General features: G+C 58.2%; 9 protein-coding genes. 4 read left to right on the top strand and 5 right to left on the bottom strand.

Annotated elements, in window-relative coordinates:
• Positions 1-11: 11 nt before the first annotated feature.
• A complete protein-coding gene (locus A8B84_RS11170; protein WP_064229262.1) occupies positions 12-1,676 on the top strand; it encodes a long-chain fatty acid--CoA ligase in 1,665 nt (554 codons plus the stop codon).
• Positions 1,677-1,696: 20 nt separating this feature from the next.
• On the opposite strand, the gene A8B84_RS11165 is transcribed toward A8B84_RS11170, so the two are convergent.
• The 3 genes from A8B84_RS11165 to A8B84_RS11155 form a co-directional block, all read right to left on the bottom strand.
• The gene (locus tag A8B84_RS11165; protein ID WP_082905145.1) at positions 1,697-2,107 is read right to left on the bottom strand and encodes a helix-turn-helix domain-containing protein; all 411 of its coding nucleotides are present in this window, start codon (positions 2,105-2,107) and stop codon (positions 1,697-1,699) included.
• A gap of 357 nt (positions 2,108-2,464) precedes the next feature.
• A complete protein-coding gene (locus tag A8B84_RS11160; RefSeq protein WP_064229260.1) occupies positions 2,465-3,601 on the bottom strand; it encodes an acyl-CoA dehydrogenase family protein in 1,137 nt (378 codons plus the stop codon).
• Between the two features lie 10 nt (positions 3,602-3,611).
• Positions 3,612-4,808 carry an acyl-CoA dehydrogenase family protein gene (locus A8B84_RS11155; protein ID WP_064229259.1) on the bottom strand — a complete coding sequence of 399 codons (1,197 nt, stop codon included), beginning with the start codon at positions 4,806-4,808 and terminating at the stop codon, positions 3,612-3,614.
• Between the two features lie 638 nt (positions 4,809-5,446).
• Here A8B84_RS11155 and A8B84_RS11150 point away from each other — a divergent pair.
• Positions 5,447-6,868, top strand: coding sequence for an acetyl-CoA carboxylase biotin carboxylase subunit (locus A8B84_RS11150; RefSeq protein WP_064229258.1), 1,422 nt, complete (start codon positions 5,447-5,449; stop codon positions 6,866-6,868).
• A gap of 21 nt (positions 6,869-6,889) precedes the next feature.
• Complete coding sequence (gene oadA, locus A8B84_RS11145; protein ID WP_064229257.1) at positions 6,890-8,689, top strand: sodium-extruding oxaloacetate decarboxylase subunit alpha; 1,800 nt, start codon at positions 6,890-6,892, stop codon at positions 8,687-8,689.
• Between the two features lie 74 nt (positions 8,690-8,763).
• Here oadA and A8B84_RS11140 read toward each other — a convergent pair whose 3' ends face one another.
• On the bottom strand, positions 8,764-9,933 hold the full coding sequence (locus A8B84_RS11140) for an acyl-CoA dehydrogenase (protein WP_064229256.1): 1,170 nt from the start codon (positions 9,931-9,933) through the stop codon (positions 8,764-8,766).
• 192 nt (positions 9,934-10,125) lie between these two features.
• On the opposite strand from A8B84_RS11140, the gene A8B84_RS11135 reads away from it, so the two are divergent.
• Positions 10,126-11,475, top strand: coding sequence for a hypothetical protein (locus tag A8B84_RS11135; protein ID WP_201257897.1), 1,350 nt, complete (start codon positions 10,126-10,128; stop codon positions 11,473-11,475).
• On the opposite strand, the gene A8B84_RS11130 is transcribed toward A8B84_RS11135, so the two are convergent.
• Entirely contained in the window at positions 11,469-12,398 is a 930-nt protein-coding gene (locus A8B84_RS11130) for a 2-hydroxyacid dehydrogenase (protein WP_064229254.1), read from the bottom strand. The genes A8B84_RS11135 and A8B84_RS11130 overlap by 7 nt on opposite strands.
• Between the last annotated feature and the right edge of the window lie 116 nt (positions 12,399-12,514).

The following is a 12,514-nucleotide window of genomic DNA, read 5'->3' as shown; positions in this document are numbered from 1 at the left end:
AGAATAACAAGATGTTTGATCGTCATTACAAGGTCTGGCCTAAAGAACTGCCGAAAACCATGACCCTCCCGAAAACCAGCGTTTACACCAACCTGGAGATTTCGGCGCGGCGCTACCCGGACCACACCGCCGTTATCTTCTACGACGCGCCCATTTCCTATCGGCGCCTCAACGAAGAGGTTGAAACGATGGCCGGCTACCTGCAGGCGCAGGGCGTTAAGAAGGGCGATCGGGTGCTGCTGTATATGCAGAACTCACCCCAGTATGTGATTTCCTATTACGCCATCCTGCGGGCCGATGCGGTGGTGATTCCGGTCAATCCGATGAACCGGTCTGCGGAGCTGGAGCATTTCATTGCCGATACCGGTGCTTCGGTTTGCCTGGCCGGCCAGGAACTGGCGGGTTTTATTGCACCGATGATTGGCGACAGCAATCTTGAACAGGTGGTGGTGGCCTCCTACAGCACCTACATCGATCCCGAGACGGATCTGGACCTTCCTGCTGAAGTGGCGGCACCGGCCTGGTCACAGGAAATGCCGGGGGTGGTTAGCTGGGAGGCAGCCATGGCAGCCGGACATACTCCGGCACCTCACACGGCCACCCCGGATGATCTGGCGGTGATTCCCTACAGTTCCGGCACCACCGGTGCACCGAAGGGCTGCATGCACACCCATCGGTCGGTAATGGCCACGGCCATTCACCGGATATTCTGGAACCTGACCACGCCGGACAGCGTGCAGCTCGCCACCCTGCCGTTCTTCCACGTAACCGGCATGACAGGTTCCATGAATGGCCCCATCGCGGCAGGCGCGGCCTCGGTGATCATGACTCGCTGGGACCGGACCACCGCCTCAAGACTGATTGAGCGCTACAAAGTCACTGGTTGGACCAACATCGTCACCATGGCGGTGGATTTTCTGTCCAACCCGGATATCGGCAAGTACGACCTGAGCAGCCTCAATATGATTGGCGGCGGCGGTGCGACCATGCCCTCTGCCGTGGCTGAAAAGCTCAAGCGGATGACCGGGCTGGACTACATCGAGGGCTACGGCCTTTCGGAAACCATGGCGGCCACTCACATCAACCCCAACGCCCATCCCAGGTCCCAGTGTCTGGGCATTCCGGTATTCGATGTCGACAGCCGGATCATTGATGTCGATACGCTGGAGGAGAAAGGCCCGGGGGAGACCGGGGAGATTGTTTCCTGTGGGCCCCAGGTTACCCAGGGGTACTGGAATCGGCCGTCAGAAACCGAGGCGGCGTTTGTAGAAATCGACGGCAAACGATTCTTCCGGACCGGGGATCTGGGCTATTACGACGAGGACGGCTATTTCTTCATGGTCGACCGGGTCAAGCGCATGATCAACGCCTCCGGCTACAAGGTCTGGCCATCAGAAGTCGAGGGGCTGATGTACCGACATCCGGCGATACACGAGGTCTGTATTATTTCGGCGCCGGACCCCAAGCGCGGTGAGACGGTCAAGGCCTGCATTGTTTTGACACCGGAGGCCGAGGGCCAGACCACGGCCGAAGACATCGTCGCCTGGTGCAAGGAACAGATGGCTACCTATAAGGTGCCGACCATTGTTGAGTTCGTGGATCAATTGCCGAAGTCGCCCACGGGCAAACTGATGTGGCGGGCATTGCAGGAGGAAGAGTGGAAGGGCAAGAGCTGACCGTTCTGGTCGTATCCCAGTCAGCTTGAGGGTTGTTTCTCATCACTTTCAGTTGCATCGGAGCCGTTGTTATCGGCCGGCAAAGGGTCCCGGTTAACATACACCGACCCCATGGGATGAGAAGCCCGGCGTTGAAGTAGTTGCGCAAACTCCAGCAGCAGCTGCCTATCCTGCTCCAGCAGCGAAATGAAGGTTGCGTTCAAAGCGACCTGCTCAGAATCCAGTTGTTTCTTCTCGGCGACTGAGAAAATGTCGGTGAGTGAGAGGCTTAACGCTTGTGCAAGGCGATAGAGCAACTCGAGGCTTGGTCTTGCCTGGTCTCGTTCGATGCGGGAAAGGTTGCCGACATGAGAGTCGCAACGCTCTGCCAGATCAGCAAGCGTCATTCCCCGCTCTTTTCTTAAACGCCTGATTGCCTGACCTAAACTCATCGTGTGCCTCGGTTTCCAAGACGATGATATTACAGACAAAATTCCCAACAGACAAAGTTTCTAAATGCACATTAAATAGCTCCAAAATAAGCTTTCAAGGCATTAATTCTAGCCTGCTCGGACTCAATGAGTGGTCATTTATTATCCTATTCCTATCGCCCCAGGTTGTAACCTGTTTTCCTCGTCGCTATCGGTTTCAGGTATGGGGCGGGCGAAATAGAAGCCCTGCCCGACGATGGGTCAGGCAGGGATTTCGGTGAGAAGATTCCATTCTGCTTTCTATTCAGGGGCCCATTCGAGCATCCGATTGTTGTTATTTTGGGCCTCTGGATTCTTGTATAGCGGCCGGACCCGCTTTCACTGCAACAACTCTGCATATTGCTCCAGATGGAAGTCATCATCGCCGAGCTGATGATTGATCATCACCAGGCGCTTGGCGTAGTGGGCAAAGTTGTATTCCCGGGTCATGCCGATGCCACCGTGGGACTGGATGCCCTGCTCGGAAATGAACTGGCCACTGCGGCCGATGACATTCTTGGCGGCTGCCAGGATCCGGCGCCGCTCGTCGCTCTGGGGTTCGTCAGCAACGCTCGCCGCCAGGATCGCCATGGAGCGGGCCTGTTCGAGCTCAGACATCATGTCCACCATCCGGTGCTGGAGCACCTGGAATTTGCCGATAGGCACGCCGAACTGCTTGCGCTGCTTCAGGTATTCCAGAGTCAGGTCACAGGCCACTTCCATGGCGCCTACCGCCTCACCGCACAGTGCGGAGATGGCGCGTCCGGTCTGGTATTCAATGATTTCTGCAGCCTTGCCTTCCTCGCCGAGCAGGGCGTCGAGGCCCAGTTTGACGTTGTTCAGAAACAGGTCGCAGCCTTTGGAACCGTCGATAGTCGGGTAGGTCCGGCGCTCCAGGCCTTCGGCGTCCGGGCTGACCAGGAACAGGCTGATGCCATCGGCATCGCGGCTGTCGCCAGAGGTGCGGGCAGACACCACCAGGACATCGGCGCAATGGCCGCCAATCACGACCGCCTTGCGGCCGTTCAGGGTATAGCCGTCACCGGTTTTCTCGGCCCGGGTCTCTACATCGTTCAGGTTGTAGAAGCTCTGGGGCTCCTGAAGCCCAACAGCCGCCCGTACCTCGCCGCTGGCGATACCGCCAATCCACTGTTCCTGCAGCTCGCTGCTGCCGGCCTGACTGATCAGCCCGCCGCCCAGAACCACGGATTGCAGGTAGGGCTCAATACACAGGCCTCGACCCAGTTCGGTCATCACGCTTTGCACTTCAACGCCGCTGCCGCCAAAGCCCCCCAGTTCTTCCGGGAAGGGCACGGCGGTGAGGCCCAGCTCACCCAGCTGTTTCCAGAAGTCGGCACTGAAACCCAGCTCCGATTCGCTGTATTCCAGGCGTTTTTCGAAACTGTATTCACCGCGAACCAGGCGGGCCACGGTGTCCTGCAGCATCTGCTGCTCTTCGTTCAGTCGGAAATCCATGGTCGCCTCCTTAAAGCCCGAGAATCATTTTCGACACGATGTTTTTCTGGATCTCGTTGGATCCGCCGAAAATCGACAACTTGCGGTTATTGAAGTACTGGGGAGTCACCGGTGCAGCGTTCTCGTCAGAAAGGAAGTCGCCGTCGTAATCCAGATCCATTTCCTCTTCCACAAACGGAATGGCATAGGGGCCAAGGGCACGGCGAGCCAGGTCGTTGATGGTCTGGCGAATTTCGGTGCCGCGGACTTTCAGCATGGAGCTTTCCGCCCCCGGCATGCCGCCACCTTCCACGGACGCGATAATGCGCAGGTTACTGATTCCAGCCGCCATCAGATCGATTTCAACCCGGGCGATGCGCTGGCTGAAGGAGGCATCCTCGATCAGCGGGCGACCATTCTTGATCCGGCGGGTCGCCAGCTCCTTCAGGTGCTGCAGGGCGGCCTTGGAGATGCCAATGCCTGCCAGACCGGTGCGTTCGTAGGTCAGCAGGTACTTGGCGTAGGTCCAGCCCTTGTCTTCCTCGCCCACCAGGTTCTCAACGGGGACTTTTACATCCTCGAAGAACACTTCGTTTACCTCGTGCTCGCCATCCAGGGTGATGATCGGGCGTACGGTAATGCCCGGGGTGTCCATGTCGATGAGCAGGAAGGAGATGCCCTCCTGGGCCTTGACCTCTGTATTGGTGCGCACCAGACAGAAAATCATGTTGGCGTGCTGGCCCAGGGTGGTCCAGGTTTTCTGGCCATTAACGATGTAATGGTCGCCGTCGCGAACGGCGCGGGTCTTGAGTGACGCCAGGTCGGAACCGGCGCCGGGCTCGGAATAACCCTGGCACCACCAATCTTCGCCACTGAGGATTCTTGGCAGGTATCTCTGTTTCTGCTCTTCGGTGCCAAACTTGATAATCACCGGCGCCACCATGTTGACGCCGAAAGGTACGGAGCGGGGCGCCCCATAGCGGGAGGACTCTTCATCCCAGATATGTTTCTGAACCGGGGTCCAGTTCACACCGCCATATTCTTCCGGCCAGTGGGTGGCGTACCAGCCCTGTTCACTAAGGATTTTCTGCCAGCGCTGGTGGTCTTCCTTGGACAGCCGGCGGAACCCCTTAACCTTGGCGGCGATATCCGCCGGCAATTTCTCATCCAGGAACGCGCGGACTTCATCACGGAAGGCGAGCTCCTCAGTGGTGTAATTCAAGTTCATGAACAACCTCTCTTGCTGGAAAGCGAAAACATATACCGCATAGCAGAATATTTCCATAATCGAAGATAAGAGCGGTATATGTCAATAAAAATGCAAAAGCGTGTACCGCTATGCGAAATTAGTACGGGTGAGGATTGGACTTTATTGATCGAAAAAGACGATGTTTCCTGCCCAAAAAACCGTATTGAACCGATGCGGTATTCACGTGACACTCTCTACGACTTTCGTCACATCAAAGGACGCCCATGCAGGACGCCCGAAAAGATTGCCGGAACCAAGTGCTGAGTCTTTTTATTTTTTTGGCATTGGCCCTTGGTTCACTGCCTACCTATGCCGCAGACACTGCGTCATCCCCACTGTTGTGTGATTCGGCTTCTTGTCTGCTATTGCCGGATGCTACGAGCGACGGTGGTCAGGAGGGAGGGCTTTCCCACGGTGACCACTCACGGCATTTCAAGCTGCCTCCGAAGGCTACCCTTTCTGAGATTCAGGGCTTCCGGGGCCCGGTGCATTGCGCGAGCTTCCCGGTGTTGCCGCAGGCGCCACCTTCCGCCTGAAATCGCCAAAGCCGAAGGGCGCGCCAGCCCTTCGTACTAACCTTTTGAATCAAACGACTTCCATCACCTGGAGGATTTTCCATGGCTATACGGAAGCTGCTGATCGCCAATCGCGGAGAGATTGCGGTCAGGATTGCCCGGGCCTGCAGTGAACTGGGTGTTCGCTCAGTCGCCATTTATTCGGAGGCTGACGAGTATTCCCTGCACGTCAAGAAAGCCGATGAAGCCTATCAGATCAGCAAGGACCCCCTGTCGGGATACCTGAACCCCCATCACATTGTGAACATGGCGGTAGAAACCGGCTGCGATGCGCTGCATCCGGGCTATGGTTTTCTGTCGGAGAACGCCGAACTGGCTGCCATTTGTGAGCAGCGCGGCATTACCTTTGTGGGACCATCAGCGGATGCTATTGCATCTATGGGCGACAAGACCCAGGCCCGCCAAACCGCCGTTGCGGCCGGCGTTCCGGTAACCCCCGGCTCGGAAGGCAACCTGGAAGATGTTGAGGATGCCGTCGCTCAGGCCGCTGATATAGGCTACCCGGTGATGCTGAAGGCCACTTCTGGTGGTGGCGGGCGTGGTATACGCCGGTGCGATAACGAAAAGGAGCTGAGACAGAACTATGAACGGGTGATTTCCGAGGCCACCAAAGCCTTTGGCAGTGCCGAGGTGTTCCTGGAGAAATGCATCATCGAGCCCCGTCACATCGAGGTCCAGATTCTTGCCGATACCCACGGCAACGTTGTCCATCTGTATGAGCGGGATTGCTCTATCCAGCGCCGAAACCAGAAGCTGATTGAGCTGGCGCCATCGCCGCAGCTGGAGGAAAGGCAGCGCGAATATATCGGCGATCTGGCCAAGCGGGTGGCCAGGCAGTGTGGTTATGTAAATGCCGGTACCGTCGAGTTCCTGCTGGACCACGATGGCAGCTTTTACTTCATGGAAATGAACACCCGGGTTCAGGTGGAACACACCATCACCGAGGAGATCACCGGGGTGGATATCATCAAGGCGCAGATACGGATCGCTGCCGGCGAACCGCTGGGCCTCAAGCAGGAAGTTATTTCCTACCGGGGCTTTGCTGCCCAGTTCCGTATCAACGCCGAAGATCCGAAGAACGGCTTTCTGCCAAGTTTCGGCCGCATCAGCCGCTACTATTCTGCCGGCGGTCCGGGCGTGCGCACCGATGCCAATATGTATACCGGTTACGAAATTCCCCCGTACTACGACTCCATGTGCGCCAAGCTGATTGTCTGGGCCATGGACTGGGAGGAGCTGATTGCCCGCTCCCGGCGTGCTCTCGGGGATATGGGCATTTACGGCGTTCAGACCACCATCCCCTATTACAAGCAGATTCTCGAGCACCCGGATTTTCAGGCCGCTGACTTCAATACCGGCTTCGTGGAACGCAATCCCCAATTGCTTGAGTACAGCAGCAAAACCCGCCCGGAATCCATCGCCACAGCCATTGCCGCTGCCATTGCGGCGCAGGCGGGCCTGTAAAAGAACATCGGAGAGATCCCAATGACCAAGCGCAAGATTCATATAACCGACGTTATCCTCAGGGACGCCCATCAGTCTTTGATCGCCACCCGGATGCGCACAGAAGACATGCTTCCAGCCTGCGAGTGGCTGGACCAGGCCGGCTACTGGTCCCTGGAGTGCTGGGGGGGTGCTACGTTTGACGCCTGTGTGCGTTTCCTGAAGGAAGATCCCTGGGAACGTCTGCGGACCCTGAGAAAGGCCCTGCCGAACACCCGCCTGCAGATGTTGCTGCGTGGCCAGAACCTGCTGGGCTATCGTCATTATGGTGATGACGTGGTTGAGGCATTCGTGGCCAAGGCTGCCGAGAATGGCATGGATGTGTTCCGCATTTTTGATGCCCTGAACGATGTCCGCAATCTCGAGACCAGCATCAAGGCGGTCAAGAAGGCCGGGAAGCATGCACAGGGCACCATCTGCTACACCGTGAGCCCGGTGCATGGCACCGATGCCTATCTGGAGCAGGCCAAGGCCATGGCCGACATGGGCGCGGACAGTATCGCGATCAAGGATATGGCAGGGTTGCTGACGCCGGCGGTAACCGCTGAGCTGGTCGGTAAACTGAAGCAGACACTTAATCTGCCCGTTTTCCTGCATTCCCACGCCACCTCGGGCATGGCGCCGATGTGCCAGTGGGCGGCCATGGAAGCAGGCGTTGACCATATTGATACCGCGCTGTCGGCTTTTGCCGGCGGTACCAGCCATCCGCCCACGGAGTCACTGGTGGCAGCGCTACACGATGCCGGTCTGGAAACCGGGCTGAACCTGGAGCTCCTGGACAAGGCGACGCGCCACTTCCGGGAAGTGCGCAAGAAGTATCACCAGTTCGAGAGCGCCTATAACGGCGTTGATACCTCTGTGCTGTTGTCCCAGGTGCCGGGTGGCATGATGTCCAACCTGGCCAACCAGCTGAAGGAACAGGGTGCCCTCGATCGCATCCAGGACGTCTTCGAGGAAATTCCGCGGGTTCGCAAGGATCTCGGTTACCCGCCGCTGGTAACACCCACCTCCCAGATCGTTGGTACCCAGGCGGTGATCAACGTACTGGCAGGCAAGCGTTACGAGTCCATCACCAACGAAGTGAAGAAATACCTCCAGGGCTGGTACGGCAAGGCGCCGGCTTCGGTTGATAAATCGCTTCAGCAGCGCGCCGTCGGCAAGGAGGACCTGATTGAAGAGCGTCCGGCTAACCTGATCCCCCGTGAACTCGACGAGCTGCGCAAACAGGTGGGCGATCTGGCCACCAGCGAAGAGGATGTGCTTACCTACGCCATGTTCCCGGATCAGGCCAAAGCGTATCTTGAGCAGCGGCGTGACGGCACGCTGCAGCCGGAGCCCCTGGAGCCGATTCCCACCGGTTCATCCGGCGGCGCTGTCTCCAGCAAGTTCAAGATCACTGTTCACGGTGAGAGCTACGATATTCACGTTACCGGCGCGAATCCCTCCGGTGAGAACGAGCGTCGTTTCTACATGACCGTCGATGGCGTGCCTGAAGAAATCCATCTGGCTTCGCTGGGTGAAGATGGCGAGGGTGCCCGTTCCAGCGGTGGCCGTGCAACCGCCACCAAGGAGGGTCATGTGACCACCAGCATGCCAGGCAACATCGTTGATGTGCTGGTTAAGGAAGGCGACGAGGTTCAGGCCGGCGATCCGGTGCTGATTATTGAAGCCATGAAAATGGAGACTGAAGTCAAGGCGACTACCGCCGGGAAGGTTGCCGGCGTCTTTATCGCCAAGGGTGATCGAGTAGTGCCCGGAGAGGTACTGGTCGAGATTGAGTAAGTTCGCCAGACCTTGAAGCAAAGGGCCCCTCATTGTGAGGGGCCCTTTGCGTTTGGGGGATTAACCAGGCGAGATTAGCTGAAAGCCGGAATACCGGTCTGGCCCCGCCCCAGAATCAGGGCGTGGACATCGTGCGTACCTTCATAGGTATTCACAGCTTCGAGGTTCATCACGTGGCGGATCACGTGATACTCGTCGGAAATGCCGTTGCCGCCGTGCATGTCCCGGGCAACCCGGGCGATGTCCAGGGCTTTGCCGCAGTTGTTGCGCTTGAGCAGCGAAATGGCATCCGGCGTTGCCGTGCCGGCATCCATCATGCGGCCCAGTTGCAGAACCGACTGAAGGCCGATGGTGATCTCGGTCTGCATATCCACCAGCTTTTTCTGGATCAGCTGGTTGGCGGCCAGGGGCTTGCCAAACTGCTTGCGCTCCAGGGTGTAGTTGCGGGCCGCGTGCCAGCAGAATTCAGCGGCGCCCAGAGACCCCCAACTGATGCCGAAGCGGGCCTTGTTGAGGCAGCTGAACGGACCTTTCAGCCCTTCCACCTCAAGATGGTTTTCGTCCGGAACGAACACCTCGTCCATAAAGATTGAGCCGGTTTCCGATGCGCGCAGGGAGAATTTGCCCTGGATCTTTGGCGTGTCCAGACCTTTGGCGCCCTCGCGCTCAATCACAAAGCCGTTCACCTTTCCGTCCAGTTTGGCCCAGACCACGAAGACGTCGGCAATCGGAGAGTTGGTGATCCAGGTTTTTGAACCGCTCAGCAGGTAGCCGCCGTCCACTTTCTTGGCCCGGGTTTCCATGCCGCCCGGATCGGACCCGTGGTTGGGTTCGGTCAGGCCGAAGCAGCCGACGTATTCGCCCGAGGCCAGCTTGGGCAGGATGCGCTTTTTCATCGCTTCCTTGCCGTAGGAATAGATCGGGTACATCACCAGGGACGATTGAACGCTGAGGGCCGAGCGGTAGGCCGAGTCCACCCGCTCTACTTCCCGGGCAATCAGGCCATAACAGACATGGTTCAGACCCGGGCCGCCGTATTCTTCAGGCAGGGTAGCGCCCAGCATGCCGAGTTCACCCATCTGGTTAAAGATGTTGCGATCGAACGTTTCATGGCGGTTGGCCTCGGTGATGCCAGGCATCAATTGCTCATCACAGAAGCTGCGGATGCTGTCTCGAACCTGACGCTCGGTTTCGTCCAGTTGGGAATCGAAACCGAGCAGATCATTCCAGGGTGCGGAAGCCATTTTGTACTCTCCTGAAAGCGAATATCGAAAGTCCGGTTCTAGGGCCACCGGACCAATCTGTGCTATCTTTGTGTTAACGGTGTTTCATTAAGCGAAACAGAGTTTTGTAATTTGCTCCTGAAAGACTAATCCGGGTGTTGTGGAAATGCAAGCAGTGTTCAAACCTGACCAGGTGACCCTGTTGTGAGCGGCATGCTGCAGTGGCTGGTCTCCCTGGCCGTAGTTACAGAGCTGGTGGCCATCTGTCTGGAACATCGGCAACTGAGTGCCCTGGCGGGCCTGATGTTCGTTGCCGCCTTTCTGGTGGGTGCCGGGCGCCTGCAGGGGTATGCCCGGATGCTCCTGGTTGTCGCCCTTGTGGTGCTGGGAGGCCTCGCCTGGCGTGGTTCTCTGGACACCGCGCAGTTGCTGAAGGCTGCATCCGACGCGGCGTTCTATTCCGCGTTCTTGGGCAGCCTGGGCATGATGCAGTGCCTGGTGCGACGGTTCGAAGTCTTGCGGCGGATTCACGATGTGCTGCTGGGCGGCAAGCCCATTCTGCTTTATCCCAAGTACGCCCTGGTCAGTTGTGGCGTTGCCACGGTTCTGAGCTTTGGCATGATGAACCTTCTGTGTGGAAGCCTCTCCGAAACCCTGCGTGAGCGCGGAATTACCGGCGAGTCCCGTCTCCAGTGGTTGCGCAGTGTTCTGATCAGTGCACTGAGAGGCTTTGCCCTGGTGCCTCTGGTGGCGCCTACCAGCGTGGCTGTTGCCATTCTTACTCGGGAACTCCCCCAGTTGAGCTGGTCTCAGCTGCTGCCATTTGGAGTGGTTGCAGCGATTCTGATGGTGCTGATTGGCTGGGTGCTGGAACAGCGTCGGTTCCGCAAGGTCAGCAGTGAACGCATCGCCGTAGAGGGCTGGCTCCCGGGCACCGGGCGTCTACTGTTCCTCATCCTGCTGGTATTCACGGTGATGGCGGGCCTGGTGGCGACGACCGGCTTCAAGGTGTCGGTGGCAGCCATGCTATCGGTGCCGACCGTGACACTGGTTTACATGCTGTGGCAGGAACGGGAGCTTATGCCGGTTCTCAAGGAAGGTGCTGGCCAGGTATGGGGTATGCAGAATGAAATGGCCATTTTCGCCGCCTCGGCCATTCTTGGTGTTGCGCTGTCTGCGGTCATTCCGGCGGATGCGCTTGCGGGCCTGGTCGCCACTGGTGGCGGCGTTTTCCTGGTCGCTGTTGTTGGCATGCTGATGCTGCCCATGTTCTCCATGATCGGCATCATTCCCATCACGGTTCTGAGTGTCCAGGCCGGTTTGCTGCCCCAGCTGGTGGCCGAGGGAATGGAACTGCTGCCCGTTGCCGTGGCCCTGGTGATAGGCTTTTCCCTGGCCATGATGCTGTCGCCCTTTGGCCCCTCGGTCATGCTGTTGTCCCGGTTCGGTCAGATCTCCCGATGGGTTGTGGCGTTTCGATGGAATGGTCTGTTTGCGCTGATAGCGCTGCCAGTGCTTCTGGTCCTGACAGCGCTGGTGGCCTGGCTGGCACCGGGTCAATAGCCCCGGTCAGTATCCACGATCCCTGAGATAGCGCGTCCGGCGGCATGGTCCCGGATCTTGCCGGTGATCTGCTCAATGGTGGCATCCCGAAGGGTCCGTGCCGAGATGTGCGGAGTGATGGTGATCTCCTTCCGTTGCCAGAATGGGTGCCCCTCCGGCAGGGGTTCCTTGCGGAACACGTCTAGCGAGGCACGCAGCAGTTTGCCCTCGTCCAGCGCCCGAAGCAGGTCGTCCTCAACCAGATGTTCACCCCGGCCAACGTTGATCAGCACGGCACCCGGTTGGAGCTGGCTCAGCAGATCATAGTTGATGATGTCCCGGGTTTCGTCGGTCAGGGGCAGTGTGTTCACCAGAACACGGGTGGATTGCAGAAAGTCGCCCAGCTGGTCCGGGCCGGCGTAGGTGCTAACGCCCTCCACGCTGTGCTTTCCGCGGGCCCAGCCACTTACCTGATAATCCAGATCGGCCAGGGTGCGGGCGACCCGTTTACCGATATGACCCAGCCCCATGACACCCACCGGCCATTCGCTGCGCTTTATCGGGCGATGAATCTTCCAGACGCCCTGGCGCTGCTGCTCCCGGTAGGTTTCCATCTCGCGGCTGGCTTCCAGCAACTGGTGCAGCACGTACTCCGCCATCTGCACCGACATCCCTGCATCTTCCAGGCGCACAATCGTAAGGTCTTGCGGCAGGTTGGCAACCTTGAGCAGGCCGTCGATACCCGCCCCCAGATTGAACACCGCTTTCAGATGCTTTTCCCGCTCGAATAGCGCCTCAGGGGGCTGCCACACGATGGCGTAATCCGCGTCAACAGCCGGCCCCTCCGGATCCCAGACGTAAATCTCCGCTTCCGGCAAGAGTTCTTTGATGGGTCCTGTCCAGCGCTCGGGTTTCGGGTCGCCTGCCACAAAAAGAATCTTCATTTTGCCTCCGGGGGTCGCCACAGGGTTTGATGGCTGCTAGTTTGTTTTGCAATGCAGAACAGAAAATCGGTTTAATTCGGAAAAGTCGGTATACAGTACCGCCTTGCGATTCCCAA

The sequence above is a fragment of the Marinobacter sp. EhC06 genome (genome assembly GCF_001650915.1).
Lineage (GTDB): Bacteria > Pseudomonadota > Gammaproteobacteria > Pseudomonadales > Oleiphilaceae > Marinobacter.
The sequence above is the reverse complement of the archived record's forward strand: the minus strand, read 5'-3'. Positions and strand labels throughout refer to the sequence as shown.

Excerpts from the sequence above, each read along its gene's own strand:
- A8B84_RS11170 (WP_064229262.1), top strand. The coding sequence starts at position 12 with ATGTTTGATCGTCATTACAAGGTCTGGCCTAAAGAACTGCCGAAAACC.
- A8B84_RS11165 (WP_082905145.1), bottom strand. The coding sequence starts at position 2,107 with ATGAGTTTAGGTCAGGCAATCAGGCGTTTAAGAAAAGAGCGGGGAATG.
- A8B84_RS11160 (WP_064229260.1), bottom strand. The coding sequence starts at position 3,601 with ATGGATTTCCGACTGAACGAAGAGCAGCAGATGCTGCAGGACACCGTG.
- A8B84_RS11155 (WP_064229259.1), bottom strand. The coding sequence starts at position 4,808 with ATGAACTTGAATTACACCACTGAGGAGCTCGCCTTCCGTGATGAAGTC.
- A8B84_RS11150 (WP_064229258.1), top strand. The coding sequence starts at position 5,447 with ATGGCTATACGGAAGCTGCTGATCGCCAATCGCGGAGAGATTGCGGTC.
- oadA (WP_064229257.1), top strand. The coding sequence starts at position 6,890 with ATGACCAAGCGCAAGATTCATATAACCGACGTTATCCTCAGGGACGCC.
- A8B84_RS11140 (WP_064229256.1), bottom strand. The coding sequence starts at position 9,933 with ATGGCTTCCGCACCCTGGAATGATCTGCTCGGTTTCGATTCCCAACTG.
- A8B84_RS11135 (WP_201257897.1), top strand. The coding sequence starts at position 10,126 with ATGCTGCAGTGGCTGGTCTCCCTGGCCGTAGTTACAGAGCTGGTGGCC.
- A8B84_RS11130 (WP_064229254.1), bottom strand. The coding sequence starts at position 12,398 with ATGAAGATTCTTTTTGTGGCAGGCGACCCGAAACCCGAGCGCTGGACA.